An 18,011-nucleotide genomic window follows, 5' to 3' on the forward strand; every position below is an offset into this window, starting at 1 on the left:
AGGCGGATTGCTTCGCTGCGCGCGCAATGACATACAATTCGGCATCGCTTTCGTCTCCCCAAGGAGGTCAGCCATGTGCCGCATTTGCGATGCCAGCCACGCCGTTGAAGTCCGGGAAACCTCACGCCGCCGTTTCCTTCAATTCACGGGCGGGATCGCCGCAAGTCTTGCGCTGGCACCGCTTGCCTTTGCCCCGGCGGCCTTTGCCAGGGATGCAAAAGCCAAGGATGCAAAACCGCCGCCGAAGCCGCAGAACCAGATGTCGCCGGCCGCGGCCCTCGATCGGTTGATGAAAGGCAATACGCGCTATGTCGAAGGCACCTCGCGCCGGCATGACTTCAAAAGTGAGCGGGAAGCCCTGGTCGGCGGCCAAAATCCCTTTGCCAGCATCCTGAGCTGCGCGGATTCCCGCATTGCGCCGGAATACGCCTTCGACAGCAGCCGGGGCGACCTGTTCGTCTGCCGCGTTGCGGGCAATTTCGCCAATGACGACACCGTCGCGAGCCTGGAATATGGCGTAGCCGTGCTCAACTCGCCGCTGATCCTGGTACTCGGCCACGACAGCTGCGGCGCCGTCGATGCCACGATCAAGTCACTCAAGGACAACACCACCCTGCCCGGCCACCTGCCGTCGCTGGTCAACGCGCTTGCGCCTGCCGTCAAGGCCAGCGCGGACAAGCCCGGCGACAAGCTCGCGAACGCCATCCGCCAGAATGTCATCGACGTTGTCGCCCGGCTCAAATCGGCGACGCCAATCCTCAGCGCCGCCGCGGCCGAGGGCAAGATCAGGGTTGTCGGTGGTATTTATCGGCTGGACAGCGGCAAGGTCGAATTGGTCGGCTGATCGTCAGGGCCGTACAATGATGCAGGAGGCGCCCCCACCATCTTCGTCTTCAAGCCTGCCGCACCACAACGTTATAGTCCAATTGATCCAGGGCTGTATTCTTGGTCGTTTAATCGGCCCAAGTGCGCTGTCCGCACTTGCATTCGAACATGTGGACGATGCAGCCGGTGCTCGGGCTCACCATGGTTCGAACCAGCTTCAACCTCTCGCCACAAGACCGGCAATCCTTGTCCGTCTCACTCTCCACGACGGCCACCATCTCAGCCCGAAATAATTCCATGGCCCACTCCGTTCCGACTGGGTTCCCGAGATACACGCTTGGTCCGGGAAATACTAAGGAGATTTTGACGGCCCGATGACATTCCCCCGGGGCGTTGCCTTTCTGCATCGCGTGTCCTTGGTAGACGAAAGTAGCGTTGTCGTGTGGCCGGCTTTACTCGCCTTCCCGCGCCTCGCCGCGTGCTCATGAGTAACGATCAATGCTGCGCTGCGATACCCAGCTTACTTGCGTTGGCGGAGTCCGGTATTACTCCGGAGATTGTTCACAAGATTGATCCGATCTAGTCTGATCCCTGCGATTGACGCTTTGCTTTTATTGAAGACGATCTTTTTCGACTTATCGAATAGCCAAAATGAATGACCAGAAAGCCGACAGAATTTTTGTCGGCACTCGTTTCAAGATGAGTAAACTTGGCGTCGCGCGGTGCCCGGAGCTGGCTGACCGGGCTGGCATTGTCATTGAGGTGAGCCCTCGTACCACTGGCATCACCGTGCGCTTCGATGGCGCCCAAAGACCAACTTGCCTGCACAGAGACTTTATATCTCCCGTCATTGGTTGAAGTGCGTAGAGACTTCAACTTCCGAGCGCGCACCACCACCGTGCATGACCGCTTCGCGTTGCCTTTCAGCCTACGGATGCACCTGCCTTGGCCCGGCTGATTCCGAGGGCCAGAATGCGATTTAGCAGGTCGGGGTAGGCAAGCCCGTCATGCCGGGCGGCTGTAGCGAACTCCTGGCTCTTCGCTATTTCGGGATTGGGATTCGCTTCGATGAAATACGGAGTGCCGTCGGCCGAGAGCCGAAAGTCGATGCGTGCGTATCCATCGAGCTTCAGTGTACGGTAGATGCGTTTCGCTGTTCGCTGAATGCGGGCGGATACCTCCGGCGCAAGGTTCTTGGCCGGCCCGTCCTCGATTCCGACGCGCTCCTGGTAACCGGGATCGTGCTTTACCTTTTCGGTGGCAATCTGCCGTGCCCCCTCGCCACCCATGCTGCCGAATTTCAATTCCCAAATCGGCAGAACTCGCAGCCGATTGTTGCCGAGCACGGCGACATAGAGCTCACGCCCCTCGATGTACTGCTCGGCGATGGCGGCAGTTCCGAGCCGGTCGTGGACGAAAGCTACTCGCTCTGCGAGCTTCTCGTCCGTATCGACGATCGATGCTTGCGAGATGCCGAACGATCCATCCTCGTTCAGGCTCTTGACGATCAGCGGCAGCGCAAGACGCGTCGGCCGTTTGACTTTGCGGCGCATCGGAAACACGGCGAAGGCCGGCACCGCGATCCGGCGATGGTGCACTAGCGTTTTGGACAGGTCCTTGCCGCGCGCCAGGATCAGGCCGCGCGGGTTACAGCCGGTATACGGGACTTTCATCAGTTCGAGAAAGCTCGCGATGTGCTGGTCATACCCTGACGTATAGTGGAACTCCTCCAGCAATGTGTACACCACATGCGGCTTGAAGCTTTCGATCGCGTCGCGAACCGGCTTGATTTCCTCCTGCACGCCGAGCGGGCGCACATCGTGGCCCGCCGCGCGCAAGGTGCTCACGACATCGAACTCGGTTTTCCATCGGTTGATTTCCTGCGCGGTGTATCCGTCGGTCGAGTCCGGCGGCAAGAAGTCCGGATGTATCAGGACCAGGACGCGCAGGCGTCTCATAGCGCGATCCACTTGCGGCGTGACGGGCCGAACAGCGCGTGCATGGTCTTGGCGGTCAGCAGAATGGTGAAGTTGATCACAAGCTTCCGCTCCGAGCCCGGGGCCCGGAGATCGAGTTCGCGGCAGCGGGAGATCATGTCATCGAGAACGGCATCGAGCGTTAGCTGGTTCTCGCCCGTCCATCGCGCGACCAGCTGCCTGACCTGCGCGCGGTGCCGCCTGATGAAGGATGCCGCCGGCTGCGCCCGTCGATGTCGTTGATCGGCGGAGAACAGACGGGACAGGTCGCGGTCATACGTCTTCGGCGCCTCGAAAGCGTAAAACGCCTGCTTCTTCTGGTAATGCTCGCCAAGCGTTTGGCTGAGCCCGGACAGCGGATCGACACGCTCCCGTGATGTAATCGGCGGCCGCTCGCCTGCAATCTCGCTCATCAGTTCGTCGACATATTCGAGCTTCTTCAGCGCCGGCCAACCGGCATAGCGTGCCCGCCATTTCGACCGCGGTCGCAGCCACACCGCAAAGGTTTCGGCGAAATCCTCGTCCGGATGGCTCTGTGCGTACCAGCGCCGAAGATGCTGGACGTAATTCCGGCTGGCCGGATTGGGCCGGTAGTAGAGCGGATAGTGTTTCGAGGACGGGCCGAACAACTGTTGCCAGCGTCGGCGGCGTTGCAACTGGTAAGCGTGCTGCACGGCATGCCCTGCCTCGTGACGGAGGATGGCCATGCATTCCGACCAGGTACTTCCCTCTACCTCGAGCATCATTTTTTTCTCGAGTTTCATCAGGCGGGGATGGGCAAGATAGAACGGGATGGCGATGCCCGGCACATCTGCCGGACTGAACCATTCGCTCGATATCCATGCGTGTGGCCGCAGCCGGATGTTCCGCGCCTGGAGTTCTTCGTTCAGAGTGCCGAGGCAATCCTCGAGCCAGGTGCCCTTGATGTTGACCTTCAGGCTGCTGAGACGCTGCTTGAGCAACTGCTCATCCGACAGCTTTTCCCAGGTATATTTCCGAGGTGGCATAGGCATCCAGAAATCATGAAAATACAGTATCTGGATGGTGTCATAGTATGCCGCTGGCAACAACCGCCTAGTCCTTGCGGCACTTTCGACCCGGTGTCCCAGAGGAGCCCGTTGACGAGCCATCCAGTCCGGAGGCCTCAAGCAGGCGCGGGAGCCGGGCCACCGCGCAGGCGGCGCGTGCAAGCGCCCGCTGGACGGCTGGGTTTGGGCTATTAGTCCGCGGTATCGCCACAAAGCTTATGGACCGGTCGAAAACGCTGCGAATGCCCAATCGCAGCGGACGTTGAGTGTGCAATCATCGGTGACGGCAAAAGCGTTCTACGCAAAGCGCGGCTTCAAGACTGTTAGGGAGGGGTCCTTCGGTGAAGAGCAGACGATCCTGATGTCGAAGATATTCCGCGGACGTCAGAGACAGGTTCGGAGGTGGGTTAGCGAAGCGTAACCCACCCTCTTGCTTGCTGCACGACAGCCTCTGCTTGTAGTCCAATCGATCCAGGCATCGAACCAAACGATTAATTGATTACTTGCACGCTCGGAGACCAAATTCGGACCTTGAGGCGGCGCCATCCCCGTCCCGCCTGCACATCGATCGTGCGTAGGCTGTTACGCGCCTTCACTGGTGCGAAAGATTTGAGCGTTGAATCCGCGCCTGGAAAATGCCGAAGGGGTCTTCGCGGCGGGCGAGCTTCCGATAAGTGGTTAGGTCGTCTTCTTGGAGAACGGGTCCCTCGCCCCGTCGCCCGACAGAGCCCGTGCTTGGTACCAACGACAGCGATGTGCCAACGCCCGCATAAAGGTATCGGTCGCCGAAAGCCTGCTTCAACGCTGCGAATGTCGGCTCACCGGTGCAGTGGCCCGGAGCGATGCTCTCTATCTTGAACGTATCCTTGAGCGTTGCCACGGACCTGGCAATGACCTCGTCCGGAGCGACGACGAGGTGGAATCCGCCGGCGATCAAACGTATTTTGGAACTGATGGCCGCCGCCGCCTCGACGATCTTTTCGACTCCCGGGTGCGCGCAGCCGACCACAAGCACTACGCCGTCCGAGGTGTTGACCGCTAAGGACAACTCTTTGAGCTCTTTCGTGCCTGGAGCGTCGGATACCAGTGCTATCAAGGTAATGCCTGGAACGATTTCCGTCGTTTTGTCGATTAGTTCGATGTTGGCTCCCTGCCAAGCGGTGCCGAATTTCATGACTTCCGGCGGCTTGCCCTCGTAGTAGCGCATCTCGGAGGGCAAAGACTCGTCCTTTCGGTAGAAGCTCGATGGCAGCGACGAACCGTAAATGCCGAATCCTTCTCTAGGTGCGTAGATCTTTACCGTCGGATTCAGGCTCAGAACATGATTCAGGCCAGCCATGTGATCGGAGTGTCGGTGCGACAGGACGACGAAATCGATGTTGGTAAGGTCAACACCCTTCGCCTTGACGTTGGCTGCGAAGATGTCTGGATCGTTGCCTGTGTCAAACAGGATTCGTTTACCGACGACCTCCACGAGCGCGGAGAAGCCCCAATCCTTCTTCATTGCGGCATCGGTGCCGAAAGCGTCATAGAGGATAGTGATCTGGCTGTTGGGCTCAGCCGCGGCCGTTGTCGCAGGGGCAACCACGGCAGCGACGCCGCCAAGTGCGGCCGCAAAGAACAATGCTGCGCGAAGTTTCATGGAAGTCCTCCTTCTTTGAGAACACCCCCATTTGAGTTTGCTTGTCGGAGCCTTACGGGAATGCGCGATTGAGTCCCCGCGCCACACCGGGCGGACGATACTTTGATCTCCCCGAAGCTTGTTTGATCAGCCGGTCGCCGTCCCTAGCGCCATTCGGGAGTTTATCTCAAGGCGTGGCCGCTCGCCGCATGAGTACGCCCAATTTCCGGAAGTGTCACGACAAAGTCGCGACGCACGGCGTAGAGCGCGCCTTCCGATCACCCGAAGCTATGGGCGATATAATGCATAGCGAAGAAAGAAGCTCATAATGATTGACCAGAAAACCGACAGAATTGTTGTCGGCACCCGTTTTAGGATGGCTTGGAGCCGTTCGGTGCCCAGAGTTGGCTGACCGGGCTGGCATTGTTATTGACGTGAGCTCTCGTACCACTGGCATCACCGTGTTGTTCGATCGCGCCCAAAGACCAACTTGCCTGCACAGAGACTTTATCTCTGCCGTCTGAACCTGGATGGGCGGCCAGGTCGTTCGTTCGGAACGAGCCGCGCGGCAACGCCGCCTCCCCAACCGCCAGCCCTCCTCTACCCCGGCTTGATCCCCGCCGCCTGCATGATCGGCAGCAGCCGCTTTTCCTCGTCGTCGCGGAATTTGCTGATCTCGGTTGATGAGGCCGGCCACGGCGTGGCGCCAAGCTCTGCGTAGCGCTCCTGCAAGCCGCGATCGGCGAGCGCCTTGACGGTGAGCGCACTTACCTGCGCGACAAGATCGGCCTTCATGTTCGCCGGCCCGATCAGCGCGGTCCACGACGTCATCGCATATCCCGGCAGCACCTCGGCCATGGTGGGCACATCAGGAAGCTCGGGGAGCCGCTTCAGCGACGTGACGGCGACCGGCTTGACCTGGCCTGCGCGCACGCTCGGCAACGAGCCGGGCAGATTGTCGAACAACAGATCGACGCGGCCGCCGAGCAGGTCGGTCAATGCGGGCGCGGCGCCGCGATAGGGAATGTGGTTGACCTCCACGCCGGCCATGCTGTTCATCATCTCGCCCGACAGATGCAACGTGGTGCCGAACCCGGCCGAGGCATAGGTATATTTCTTCGGCTCCTTCCTGAACGCGGCCAGCAACTCCCTGATGTCGGAGGAAAACAGGTCCTTCTTCGCCACCAGGATATTGGGCAATTGCCACATGCCGCCGATGAAGGTGAAATCGGCGCGCGGATCATAGGGAAGCTTTGCGTAGCTTCCGATCGCCAGCACGTTGCTGGCGATGCCGCCGAGGCCGAGCGTGTATCCGTCTGGCGGCGACTTTGCCACCGCATCCGCCCCCAGCACGCCGCCCGCGCCAGCCTTGTTCTCGACGACGAAGGACTGTCCGGACAGGTCGCTCATCTTCTGACAGATGATCCGCGACAGCGTATCGGTGGCGCCGCCGGCCGGAAAACCGTTGACGTATTTCACCTGCCGCGCCGGCCACGCCTCTTGCGCGAACGCCTCGCGCCTTGCGAGATACGGCGCGGCAATCGAGCCGCCGAGCATGGCCAGCAATTTGCGGCGGTTCACAGGCGTGAGCTGCGGCATCATTTTCCCTCCCTTGCGCAGGCGCCTGCTTGATTGGTCGGGCAAGGCTTGCTGCGCCGGCGACAGCGTAGTGCGCCGTTCTCCGGCGTGAAAGAGCCGAACAGCGCTCCGTCAAGTCAAATACATGCGGCTTATTGGCCCGACGGGCAAATCAGTTCCGATTTACAGAAGTTGTGTCAAGCCCTAAAATAAAAAATATTTCTGTTTACCAGAATGGAAAATCAGGTGCATATGTTTAGCCATCCCGTCCTACTCAGAAGGGCGTCGGCCGTCGTCACGGACGTTGGGCGGGTTGCGGTGGACGCTTGTTTGCGCTGAGACGATGGCGTGGATGGGCGTACGGCAAAACCGTGTGGTCCTGGCGCCCGTTGCTGGCGTCAAGCCGTCGGCTAAGCGTGAGCTGAACCGGCGATGACGGAGTCAACCAAGAACTCGTCTCCGGGGAGATCACGGCATAAGCCGTAAAGCCATTGCGCAGGGAAGGCCGGGTGTTCTCCGCTGCCCTGTATGCTCGTGTGCAGCCTATTTAGTGCAAACCGCACACGGGACCGCGGGTGCAGCGCGCACCCGGTCTTCCCTGCGCCCTCATATTTCGAGGGCAAGGAACTTCTGGCAAACCTCGGGCGTATCAGGCCGCGAGAACGCGGAAGTGCGCTTAGACCACGGTGCAGCAACAAACACCGCCGTCGTCCCAGCCTTAAGCTCAGATGCGCAATTACGCATCTCAAGGCCGGAACGACGGTGTAGCTGTGACCTCCCGCACATTCGAAGGGACAATGCGCCACCGAAATGAACCCACGTGCATTCCACGGCAACTGACGCATGAAACAGTGTGACAACGCGAGACGAACCAATGCAGGCGGCCATGACGAGAAAAGCAGCAATCCTGTTCGCCCTGCTGGCGACCATGTTCACCGCATCCCGCGCAGTGGCGGCTGAACCCTGCAGCACGACGCCGGCGCGCTTCAACATTGCAGAGACGCTGTGGCACGCGGCCGAAGAACATCCGGTCCATATCACCTTCACGACCCGGACCGAGGGCGTGAAAATGCCGGGCTATCTCCTGGAAAAATATCCGAACGAGATGACCGTGGTCCTGCAATATGAATTCGGCAAGCTGACCGTGAAGGACGACCGCTTCGAAGTGCTGGTGTGGTTCAAGGGCTATCCGGAACGGCTCGTCGTCCCCTTCAACGCCATCAAGGCGTTCTATGACCGCACCGAGTTGAAGTGCTCGGGTAGCTAAACTTCACTCAGGCGTCGCGCGGCGGATCAATGCGCAGAGCCCGGTCATGCGGGCGATCGGATGTTCGACAAACAACCGGCACGATTTCAGCACATCCGCAAGCGTATCGGGCGGTGCCGCAGGTTTCAGCTGCGGCGCCAGCATCTGGCCATGCGCATACCCGAGCGCGCGGGTCGAACGCGTCAACGCGTCGAGCCGGCCGTCGGCTTGCAGCGGCACCAGCATGGTTCGCACCAGCGCCAGATACGCCGGCCAGTACGCCAGATGCCGGTACATGCTCGCAATCAATTGCGGTTCGGTGTCCTCGCCAAAACCGTTCAATTCGCCAACAAGCCGCGCCACCTCGGGATCGAGCGCGTCCATCGGCGGCAGTTCCGGAATCTTGACGCCGGAGGGCGGAGGTGCGGAGCCGGCGGCCGCGACGTTCACGGCCGGGCGCGGTTCGAAATGCGCGAGCAACGCCGACAGCACGGTCAGCGCCAGCGCGTTGGTGTATTGATAGCTGTCCAGCACATTGCGAATGATGGCTTGGTCGGATTGATCGATGCCGGCGGCGAGCAACGTGTCGGCGGAAAATCCGGGCACATCCGGCAAGGCGATCGTGCGCCTGACCGATTCGGCATGCAGCGGTGCGGCGCCGAGATAAAGCGGCCGCACCGTGGCCCAGGTCCAGGGCAGCGCGCCCGGCATGGTCGCGAGGTTGCGCCAGATCAAATTGACGACGCTGGTGCCGAGCACCTTTCGGATGTCGGCGAAGATCTCGGCGATTTCACCGCGCGCGTCGGCTTCGAGAATCGAGGGAACGCTCTCCTGCCCTTGCATGATTGCCGCTCAGTCCCGAAAGCTCGCCGCCACGGTGCCGAGCCCGTCGAGCTCCATCACCACGCTGTCGCCGGCATTGAGCCACACGGTCTTGACCAGGCTGCCGGTGAGCACGACCTGCCCGGCGTGCAATCCCGTGCCCTCCTCGGCCAGATGATTGGCGAGCCAAGCCAGCGCGTTGTGCGGATGCCCGAGCACGTCGGCGCCGGTGCCGCGCCCGACTTCGGTGTCGTTGACAATGGCGCGGCCGACCACCTTGAGCAGATTGGGCGCCGCGGTGCGCGGGATCGCCTGACCGAGCACGCAGCCGGCGGCGAAGAAATCATCGGCCACCAGCGTCGGCGCGCCCATGGTTTCCCATTTGGCGTAGCGGTCGTCGACGATCTCGATCGCGGGGTAATAGGCCTCGATCGCCTCCATTACCCACTCCGCCGTGAACGGCGCTTCCGACGGCAGCAAATTGCGCGCGAGCCGGACCGCAATTTCGCACTCGACGCCGACACGGACGTAATCGCCGAAGCGCAGCTTGGCGCCGGACTCATGCACGCCCTTGGCAAACACGCCGCCGCCACAGGGATGGGGTATGTCGAGATATTGCTGCATCACCGCGCTGGTGCAGCCGATCTTGTATCCGACGAGGCTGCCTACCTGCGGCAGCAAGAGATCGTGCACCGCGCGCTGGATCTTGTAGCCCTCGGCCTCGTCCTGCGGCACGAGTTCGCTCGAAAGCGCGGCCAGCGGCGAACGGCTGCGGCGGGCGCTGGCGATGCGCTTGGCGGCCGCGAGAATTTTATCCATCGGCGGCAGCTCTCTCGTTGCAATCCGGCAACGCCGACCGCGCGCTGCGGTCAGATGCCGGAGGTTACTCTACTCGTCCCGGTAAACCTTTTCACGCTTCTCGTGACGCTCCTGCGCTTCCACCGACAGCGTTGCGATCGGGCGGGCTTCCAGCCGCTTCAACGAGATCGGCTCGCCGGTCTCTTCGCAATAGCCGTAGGTGTTGTCTTCGATACGCTGCAGCGCCGCGTCGATCTTGGAGATCAGCTTGCGCTGGCGGTCCCGAGCGCGCAGTTCGATCGCGCGATCGGTTTCGGAAGAGGCACGATCAGCCAGATCGGGATGATTGACGTTCTCTTCCTGGAGGGTCTGCAGGGTGATCTTCGATTCCCGCAGGATCTCGTCCTTCCACGCCAGCAGCTTGGCGCGAAAATAATCGCGCTGGCGGTCGTTCATGAAAGGCTCTTTTTCGGAGGGTCGATAATTCTTCAACTTTTCCAATGTCAGCCCATCTTTAAGTGCAAGGCGAAACGGAAAATCGTCCGTCCGCGCGCGCCTTATATAGCGGCGAGTTGTGACAGACAATATCGGCCCTGGGGCAAGGAAGGCCGCCCCGGAGCGCATACACAGGCAAAACTGTGCACCGCAGCGGGGCAGCCCGCTTGGTCAGTAACCGACGGTAAAACGCTGCCGGATATGGGCCGGACGCTCGATTTCGTCGGCGAGTGCAACTGCGAAGTCCTCGAAGGAAATCCAGCTTTTGCCGTCGGACGCGATCAAAAGCTGGTCGGTCCCGAGACGGAACTTGGCCGTCCGCTCGCCGGCCGTGAACAGGGCCGAGGGCGACAGGAAGGTCCAGTTCAGCTCCTTTTCCTGCCGCAGCAGGTCGAGAAAGGCGCCGCCCTTCTCGGCCTCGGCCTTGTATACCACGGGAAAATTCGGCGTCGTGACCAGCCGGACGCCCGGCGCCACCTCGAGGCTGCCGGCGCCGCCGACCACGAGGTAGCGGCCGACCTTCGAATCACGGGCGGCGCCAATCAGCCGGGCCGGGTCGCTGTCGAGGAAGTGCACCGAGCTGACCGCAGCGTCGTGGCCGGCGAACAACGCGGCCAGGCCGGCCTGGTCCTGCACGTCGCCCTGCTTGGCCGTGACGTTGGGCTGGCTCGCGATCCTCTCGGGGTGGCGGGCAATGGCGGTGATGGTGTGGCCGCGGCTGGCCAGTTCGGTGACGATACGCGAGCCGGCATTTCCGGACGCGCCGACGACGGCGATCTTCATCTTGGGTCTCCTTGCGATGGGATGGATGTGGTATCCAATGGTGACTAGATAACGCAAAGAGCGTAGGTGTTAAGAGAGCACTTTGAACTCACCTGATTACGCCGGAGTAACCGCCATGAAAATGAAACCCGACGCCTATGCCGCCAATTGTCCGACGCGCCAGATTCTCGATCGCGTCGGCGACAAATGGGCGGTGCTGATTCTGCTCCTGGTGCGCGACGAGCCGATGCGCTTCAATGCGCTACGCCGTGCCATCGAAGGCATCTCGCAGAAGATGCTGTCGCAGGTGCTGAAGAGCCTGGAGCGCGACGGGCTGATCAAGCGCCGTGTCATCGCAACCGTGCCGGTGACGGTGGAGTATTCGATCACGCCGCTGGGCGCGACGCTGTCGACGGCGGTCGATGCCTTGCGCGATTGGGCGGAAAGCAATCTGAAAGAAGTGCTGAACGCACAGCGGCGCTACGATGCGCAGCGCAATTCGATGGCGGCGTGAGACAAACAGGATGAGAAGAGCGCGCGAAGCCTAGAATTTCCCGGCCTTGGCCAGTTCGACTTCGACTCGAAGCTCGATCTCGGCCAGGACGGCATCGAGGCCGGGATCGCCGGAGGAGGATTTCAGGTTGGCCGCGGCATCGCGCAGCCGGTTCATGGTGGCGGCATCGAGATTGCCGGACAGCAACCCGAGCTTGAGTTCGTCGAGCGCGTCGAGCGCGCCGCGCCCGCGTGCCACCGACCGCTTGCGGCGCTCGGTCGGATCCTCGACGCCCTGCATCGCCAGCAGCGCGTCGATGCTGCCGGCGGCTTTCGGCGGGGCCGCGGAGCGGGTCTCGTCCGGCGTCGCCGGCGCATCCGGCAGCGAAAAGCCGGTCGAGTTGGTTCGCCGCGTGCTGCTCGCGGGCGATCCAAGCGTGGTGCCGTTCGGTCCGTAGATGCGCATCGTCGTGAATCTCGCCGGTCGATTGCAGGGAGCTTCGCCGCTTTATGGTTAATGCCGCGTAAACGACCCGGCAAAATCTGCCGCCGCGCGGCAGTTTCGCCGGTGCCGCGAGATCGGCCGGATCGCGCACCAACACGTAAAGCATAGCACTTTCAACGGACTAGGCCACCGAATCCGCGTGGCACCGATCTCGCATAGTTAATCCCGGGCTACCGTCATGGGAGTGGCGTGTGGTCCGGGAAGACTTCAGGGGAGCATTGGGATGCCCGGCATCCATACGGCAAGAGTGTTGAGGGTAGGCTGCGCAGCGCTGCTGGCGCTGGCATTGTCGGCCATGTCCGCAGGCGCGACCTCGCGGATCAAGGACCTAGCCAATATCGAGGGCGTGCGTCAAAACCAGTTGATCGGCTACGGCCTCGTCGTCGGCCTCAACGGCACCGGCGACACGCTGAACAACATCCCCTTCACCAAGCAGTCGCTGCAGGCGATGCTGGAGCGAATGGGCGTCAACATCCGCGGCGCCACCATCCGCACCGGCAACGTCGCCGCCGTGATGGTCACCGGCAATCTGCCGGCGTTCGGCACCCAGGGCACGCGGATGGACGTCACCGTTTCCGCGCTCGGCGACGCCAAGAACCTGACCGGCGGCACCCTGCTCGTCACCCCCCTGCTCGGCGCCGACGGCAATGTCTATGCGGTCGCGCAAGGCTCGCTCGCAATCTCGGGCTTCGCGGCGGAAGGCGCCGCCGCCAGCATCACCCGCGGCGTACCGACCAACGGCCGTATCCCCAACGGCGCCATCATCGAGCGCGAGATCGAATTCGCGCTCAATCGCCTGCCCAATGTGCGGCTGGCGCTGCGCAATGCCGATTTCACCACCGCCAAGCGCATCGCCGCGGCCGTCAATGATTTCCTCGGCGTCAAGACCGCGGAGCCGATCGATCCGTCCACGGTGCAACTGGCGATCCCCGCCGAGTTCAAGGGCAACGTCGTCGCCTTCCTGACCGAGATCGAGCAATTGCAGGTCGAACCCGACCTCACCGCCAAGATCGTGATCGACGAACGCTCCGGCATCATCGTGATGGGCCGCGATGTGCGCGTCGCCACGGTGGCGGTGGCGCAGGGCAACCTCACTGTCTCGATTTCCGAGAGCCCGCAAGTGAGCCAACCCAATCCGCTGTCACGCGGCCGGACCGTGGTGACGCCGCGCTCGAGCGTGTCCGTTTCCGAAGACGGCAAGAAATTCGCGGTCGTCAAAGACGGCGTCTCGCTGCAGCAGCTCGTCGACGGCCTCAACGGTCTCGGCATCGGTCCGCGCGACCTGATCGGCATCCTGCAGGCAATCAAGGCCGCCGGCGCGATCCAGGCCGACATCGAGGTGATGTGATGCAAAGCTTGAACGGCATCAGCAATTCGTACCCGAAATCCACGCTGATCACCGGTCGCAACGACCCGCAGCTGGCCGAGGCCCTGACCAAGATTTCGCCCGAGGCGCAGAAGAAGACCCGCGCCAAGGCACAGGACTTCGAGGCGATGTTCCTGAACTCGATGTTTTCGCAGATGACCACCGGCGTCAAAGGCGAAGGCCCGTTCGGCGATACGACGGGCACCGGCGCCTGGCGCTCGATGCTGACGGATGAATATTCGAAGTCGTTCGCCAAATCCGGCGGCATCGGAATCTCCAACGACGTCTTCCGTACCTTGATCCTGCAGCAAGCCAACCGCGCCGGCTGACATAAGGGAACCCCGACATGAATCAGCGCCCGCAAGCCCAGCCCGCCGCCACACCGGCACGCGCGATTTCCTCGCCGGTCGAGGCCCGCAAACTTGCGGAAGACCTGATGGACGTGATGAGCGGGCTGCTCGGCATCATCGAGCGCGAAACCGAACTGGTTCGCGCCGGCAAGATCCGCGAAGCGATGGAGCTTGAAGGCCAGAAGGGCGAGCTGTCGCGCCGCTACATGGTCGCGGTCGAGCATCTGAAGAACTCGCAAAGATACCTGGCGCAGGTCTCGCCTGAATTGCTGACCACACTGCGCCGCCATCACGACACCTTCCGCGCCATGCTGCAGATCAATCTCACGGTGCTTGCGACCGCGCATGCGGTGTCCGAAGGCATCGTGCGCGGCGTCAACGTCGAGATCCAGCGCCGCAACATCCCCAACACCTATACGGCGAGCGGCCAGCGCGCGACGCCAGGGCCGCGCAACATGACGCCGCTCGCGGTGAGCCGCTCGCTCTAAACATCTAAAATTTTCGACAAACTCGCGTCCCCGTATAAGCACGGGATTCAGCGCGTTCCCTAACACCGTGTTGAGGGGTGGGAAGTTATATTGCTGTTTGAGAGGGGTTGGGATTTGACTCGAAGCAAGCCTGGAGGCTGCCATGAGTACAGATTTCAACATCAAACCGGTGGGGGCACCGGTTGCCGCGCCGATTGTTCAACCGATCAGCGAAGCGGCGCACAATGCGGTCGCGACCGAATTGCCGGCGCCTAAGAGCGTCACGGCGTCGGACGCGGGCGCACGCAGCAGCGATTCCCGCGCGGTCCATGTTTCGATTTCGAATCCGTCCGTCTCGAACCAGGTGGTGATCGATCGCGACGCGCGAGCGGTCGTCTATCAGGTGGTCGACAACCGGACCAGCCAGGTCGTGAAGCAATTTCCGGAAGAAGCAGTGCTGCGCCGCCGCGCCTATTTCCACGCCCTCGACCTGACCAGGGAAGCGCCGCAACGTCTGCGCGTTACCGACCAGCGGGCTTGAAAGCCAGAACGCCTGCTACTCAGGTTTCGTGGGTCGCGTAAGCCTTGTCCAGATAGGTCTGTCCGCTGACGGGATCGGTGACGACGGTGTTGATCTCGGCCTTGCCGTTGCTCGCCAGCGTGAACTTGGTGTCGCCGACCCGGAACGAATTATTCCTGATCAGCACGTCCTGATATTTGCTGGTGGCGCCGCTCTGGTAATGCACCTTGGCGCGAAAGCCGGTGACGTTCGAGACCGAGATCTTGAACGACTTGTTGTCGGCATATTTGCCGGTCCAGTCGCCCTGATAATTGTCGGGATTGACCGCGAAGTACGGCGTATTGGAGGGCACGGTCTGCCCGACGGTCTTGTAGTTGGCCGACAGGATGCTCAGGACGTCGGCCATGCTACGGCTCCCCTACCCTCAGGTGTCGTTAGGCGCGGCCGGCCAGGCCGGCGGCCAGGTTGCAGTTGATGTCGATCAGCGCCTTCAGCTTGGCGGGATCCGGGCTCATCTGCATGTCGACCGTCTGCTTCATCACGAACACACCGATATTGGCGATCTTCTGGCGAACCTCGATCGGCTGCGGATTCTCGTCGGCCGTCGCCGCGCTCATGAAAATCGACCAGAGCCGGCGGTTGAACAGCAGCGCGTTCTCAAGCGCCTGGCCGGGACCGGCCCAGTTGGTCTGGACTTCCTGGAGCTGTCGTGCGGCCTTCAGCAGCGCCTGCGCTTCGATTTCACGGGGAGACGACGTCGCATGCGACGTACGAGCGTAGGCCTGGGCTGCATTGGTCATTCAGGGAACCTCGGTGGGAGCGGTTGGCAGTGACCGCGTGGCTGCAAGAACTGCCCAACTTTCATACAAGTCCGGCCTTTAAATATGGTTAGCGGCGGTTACCAATTGTGTCAGCGGTCCGGCGAAATCCATATTTTCACCACCATGCCCGCGGTGCGTTCTGATGAGATTAAGATCGAAGCCACAATTTTTTGCATGATGCGTTTTGCCCGCACGACTGGACATTTTTCTTTCAGCCAAAAAGAAAAACGGCGGGGTTTCCCCCGCCGTCTTGAACGTTGATGTGGCTGAACTTAGCGGAGCAGCTGGAGCACGCTCTGCTGGCTCTGGTTGGCCAGCGCCAGCGCGGACACCGCGATCGACTGACGGGTCGACAGCGCCTGGCTGTTCGCCGCTTCCTCGTTGGTGTCGGCCAGCGTCAGGTTCGACGAGCCGGTCTGCAGCACGTTGATCAGGTTCTTGTTGAAGTCCTGACGGATCTGCACGATCGACAGGTTCGAACCGAAGGCCGAAGCCTGCGAGCGCAGCGTGGACGACGCGTTGCTCAGCGACGTCACGATCTCGTTGATCGCAGCGTTGTCCTTGAAGGCGCCCGTGGTCAGGACGTCGAGGCCGAGGCCGGCCGGGTTGAAGTTGACGCCCTGGATGCTCAGCGTCGACTTGCCGGTTTCGTTGAACGTCAGCTTCAGAGTGTCGCCGCCGAGCAGGTTGACGCCGTTGAACGACGCGTCCTGCGAGGTGGTGGTGATCTGATTGATGATGTTGTTGTACTGGCTGACCAGGTTGTCACGGGTCAGCTTGGCCGATGCGTCAACAACCGGAGCCGGCGCCGTGGTGCCGGCAGCGAACGCCTGGCCGGCGCCGACCGCGGAACCGGTGATCGCACCGATCGTGGCCGAAGCCGCATCGTTCGTGGTGGTGATCGTCAGCTTGCCGGACACGAAAGTGGCCTGCAGGTTGTTGGCGGCGAGAGCATCGTTCAGCCCGTTGAGCGAGGAGACGCGGCCGGCGCCCACACCGAACACGATGGCGGTGGCAGTGCCGCCGCCCGTCGCGCCGATATTCAGGGTCTTGCCTTCCAGCACGCCCGGCACTTGCGTGCGGGCCTGTGTCACGCCACCCGCCAGACCGAGCGCGGTCAGAGCGCCAGCGTTGTTGCTGGTGATCGTCAGATCGCTCAGCGTACCGGTGTTCAGCGTGATCACGCCGCCGGTGATGGTCGAGGCCGTCGACGAGCCGGTCAGACCGTCGATCTTCGCCAGCAGGCCGGTGACGTCGCTGTCGACCTTGATCTGGTTCGGATCGTTGCCGATCGTGTTCGCGGCCACGAAGCTCAGCGTCTTGCCGTTGACGGTGAGGGTGTCACCTACCGCGAAGGCGTTCGACAGCGAAGCGGCCGTGCCGTCGCCGACGCTCAGCTTGGTGGCGCCGGCCAGGGCACCGGCCGTCACGGCGCCACCGCCACGAGTGGCGGTGCTTGCACCGGCGCCGTCGATGGCGAGCTTGTCGAGCACGTTTGCGGAGCCGGTCACGACGAGGTCGGCGGCCGTACCGGACCTCAGGGTGATAATGCCGGCCGTTGCCGTCGACGCGTTGGCCGGGGTCGTGTTGCCCGACAGGGTGTCGATCGCTGTCATCAAATCGCTCAACGAGGTATCGACACCCATCGTATAGGCGGTGCCCGAACCGACGAGGCCATTCGCGCCGGCTCCGAAGGTGATCGTCTTGCCGTTGACAGTCAGCGTGTCGTTAGCCTGGATCGCATTGGCGGCGCCGCCGACGCCGGCGTTGGTGGTCAGGGCCGACAGCAGCGTCGAAGCGCTCGCGTTAGTGGCGTTGCCCGAATAGAGCTGGGTGCCCGCTGTCGCGGCCGTGCTGGTATACGCAGCGCGCTGCGGAGCGGAAGCACCGGTGAACGCAGCGTTGGTCGGGTCCTGATCGGCGACGAGATTGTCGGCCGTTGCGCCCGCGATATCGACGGAGGTGAACGCCGACTTGGTCGAGAAGCCGACCGTGGTCTGCAGCGCCTGATTGGCGACGGACTTGGCGGAGTCGACGAGCTTCTGCAGCGAAGTGATACCGGTGTTGGCGGACTGCAGGACCTGCACGCCGTTGCCGATGCCGTCGAGAAGATTGTTGATGTCGCTGGCGCGGCTATCGAGCGAGGCGGCGGTGAAATAGTTGGTCGGATTGTCGAGCGCCGTGTTGACCTTCTTGCCGGTCGAGAGGCGGGACTGCGTGGTCGCGAGCAGATCGGCGGTCGACTGCAGCGAGAGAAGGTTCTGGCGAACCGACGACGAGAGAACAATACCTGACATGACTCATATCCTTCTGGATGAACGCTGTTGACGCAACGCCGC

19 protein-coding genes are annotated in these 18,011 nt (G+C 62.0%); 7 read left to right on the plus strand and 12 right to left on the minus strand.

From position 1 onward, the window contains the following. Positions 1-73: 73 nt before the first annotated feature. Entirely contained in the window at positions 74-844 is a 771-nt protein-coding gene (locus JQ609_RS09940; protein WP_212273299.1) for a carbonic anhydrase, read from the plus strand. A gap of 904 nt (positions 845-1,748) precedes the next feature. On the opposite strand, the gene JQ609_RS09945 is transcribed toward JQ609_RS09940, so the two are convergent. The 4 genes from JQ609_RS09945 to JQ609_RS09960 all read right to left on the minus strand — a co-directional run bounded on the left by JQ609_RS09945 (position 1,749) and on the right by JQ609_RS09960 (position 7,052). Further along, positions 1,749-2,783, minus strand: a complete 1,035-nt coding sequence (locus JQ609_RS09945) for an ATP-grasp domain-containing protein (RefSeq protein ID WP_212273300.1) — start codon at positions 2,781-2,783, stop codon at positions 1,749-1,751. After that, positions 2,780-3,814 (minus strand): putative zinc-binding metallopeptidase, encoded by a 1,035-nt coding sequence (locus tag JQ609_RS09950; RefSeq protein ID WP_249127809.1) that lies wholly within the window; start codon positions 3,812-3,814, stop codon positions 2,780-2,782. Before JQ609_RS09950 ends, JQ609_RS09945 begins: the two co-directional genes overlap by 4 nt. A 607-nt stretch (positions 3,815-4,421) precedes the next feature. Further along, entirely contained in the window at positions 4,422-5,471 is a 1,050-nt protein-coding gene (locus tag JQ609_RS09955) for an MBL fold metallo-hydrolase (RefSeq protein WP_212273301.1), read from the minus strand. 579 nt (positions 5,472-6,050) lie between these two features. Then, positions 6,051-7,052, minus strand: coding sequence for a tripartite tricarboxylate transporter substrate binding protein (locus tag JQ609_RS09960; RefSeq protein WP_212204308.1), 1,002 nt, complete (start codon positions 7,050-7,052; stop codon positions 6,051-6,053). 862 nt (positions 7,053-7,914) lie between these two features. On the opposite strand from JQ609_RS09960, the gene JQ609_RS09965 reads away from it, so the two are divergent. Continuing rightward, positions 7,915-8,295, plus strand: a complete 381-nt coding sequence (locus tag JQ609_RS09965) for a ClpXP protease specificity-enhancing factor SspB (RefSeq protein WP_249127810.1) — start codon at positions 7,915-7,917, stop codon at positions 8,293-8,295. 3 nt (positions 8,296-8,298) lie between these two features. Here JQ609_RS09965 and JQ609_RS09970 read toward each other — a convergent pair whose 3' ends face one another. From JQ609_RS09970 to JQ609_RS09985, 4 genes are all read right to left on the minus strand, one after another. Then, the gene (locus JQ609_RS09970) at positions 8,299-9,117 is read right to left on the minus strand and encodes a hypothetical protein (protein ID WP_212273302.1); all 819 of its coding nucleotides are present in this window, start codon (positions 9,115-9,117) and stop codon (positions 8,299-8,301) included. A gap of 9 nt (positions 9,118-9,126) precedes the next feature. Next, positions 9,127-9,915: a 2-keto-4-pentenoate hydratase gene (locus JQ609_RS09975; RefSeq protein ID WP_212273303.1), complete on the minus strand. Its 789-nt coding sequence runs from the start codon at positions 9,913-9,915 to the stop codon at positions 9,127-9,129. A gap of 69 nt (positions 9,916-9,984) precedes the next feature. Beyond that, positions 9,985-10,350: an RNA polymerase-binding protein DksA gene (dksA, locus tag JQ609_RS09980; RefSeq protein ID WP_092509290.1), complete on the minus strand. Its 366-nt coding sequence runs from the start codon at positions 10,348-10,350 to the stop codon at positions 9,985-9,987. 210 nt (positions 10,351-10,560) lie between these two features. Continuing rightward, positions 10,561-11,172 (minus strand): NAD(P)-dependent oxidoreductase, encoded by a 612-nt coding sequence (locus JQ609_RS09985; RefSeq protein ID WP_212273304.1) that lies wholly within the window; start codon positions 11,170-11,172, stop codon positions 10,561-10,563. A 121-nt stretch (positions 11,173-11,293) separates the two neighbouring features. Between JQ609_RS09985 and JQ609_RS09990 the strand changes: the two genes are divergently transcribed. After that, a complete protein-coding gene (locus JQ609_RS09990; protein ID WP_212204958.1) occupies positions 11,294-11,665 on the plus strand; it encodes a helix-turn-helix domain-containing protein in 372 nt (123 codons plus the stop codon). A 30-nt stretch (positions 11,666-11,695) separates the two neighbouring features. Here JQ609_RS09990 and JQ609_RS09995 read toward each other — a convergent pair whose 3' ends face one another. Further along, entirely contained in the window at positions 11,696-12,109 is a 414-nt protein-coding gene (locus JQ609_RS09995; RefSeq protein ID WP_212273305.1) for a flagellar assembly protein FliX, read from the minus strand. A gap of 262 nt (positions 12,110-12,371) precedes the next feature. Between JQ609_RS09995 and JQ609_RS10000 the strand changes: the two genes are divergently transcribed. The 4 genes from JQ609_RS10000 to JQ609_RS10015 all read left to right on the plus strand — a co-directional run bounded on the left by JQ609_RS10000 (position 12,372) and on the right by JQ609_RS10015 (position 14,872). Next, positions 12,372-13,496 carry a flagellar basal body P-ring protein FlgI gene (locus JQ609_RS10000; RefSeq protein ID WP_212204300.1) on the plus strand — a complete coding sequence of 375 codons (1,125 nt, stop codon included), beginning with the start codon at positions 12,372-12,374 and terminating at the stop codon, positions 13,494-13,496. Continuing rightward, entirely contained in the window at positions 13,496-13,843 is a 348-nt protein-coding gene (flgJ, locus tag JQ609_RS10005; RefSeq protein WP_212273306.1) for a flagellar assembly peptidoglycan hydrolase FlgJ, read from the plus strand. Before JQ609_RS10000 ends, flgJ begins: the two co-directional genes overlap by 1 nt. Positions 13,844-13,860: 17 nt before the next feature. Beyond that, positions 13,861-14,352, plus strand: a complete 492-nt coding sequence (locus tag JQ609_RS10010; RefSeq protein ID WP_212273307.1) for a hypothetical protein — start codon at positions 13,861-13,863, stop codon at positions 14,350-14,352. Between the two features lie 142 nt (positions 14,353-14,494). Beyond that, a complete protein-coding gene (locus tag JQ609_RS10015; protein WP_212273308.1) occupies positions 14,495-14,872 on the plus strand; it encodes a hypothetical protein in 378 nt (125 codons plus the stop codon). Between the two features lie 19 nt (positions 14,873-14,891). On the opposite strand, the gene JQ609_RS10020 is transcribed toward JQ609_RS10015, so the two are convergent. The 3 genes from JQ609_RS10020 to JQ609_RS10030 form a co-directional block, all read right to left on the minus strand. Then, complete coding sequence (locus JQ609_RS10020) at positions 14,892-15,257, minus strand: hypothetical protein (RefSeq protein ID WP_192740231.1); 366 nt, start codon at positions 15,255-15,257, stop codon at positions 14,892-14,894. 28 nt (positions 15,258-15,285) lie between these two features. Beyond that, on the minus strand, positions 15,286-15,651 hold the full coding sequence (gene flaF / locus JQ609_RS10025; protein ID WP_212204296.1) for a flagellar biosynthesis regulator FlaF: 366 nt from the start codon (positions 15,649-15,651) through the stop codon (positions 15,286-15,288). Positions 15,652-15,944: 293 nt separating this feature from the next. Continuing rightward, entirely contained in the window at positions 15,945-17,969 is a 2,025-nt protein-coding gene (locus tag JQ609_RS10030) for a flagellin (RefSeq protein ID WP_212273309.1), read from the minus strand. Positions 17,970-18,011: the final 42 nt, after the last annotated feature.

The organism is Bradyrhizobium sp. AUGA SZCCT0169, assembly GCF_018130085.1.
Lineage (GTDB): Bacteria > Pseudomonadota > Alphaproteobacteria > Rhizobiales > Xanthobacteraceae > Bradyrhizobium.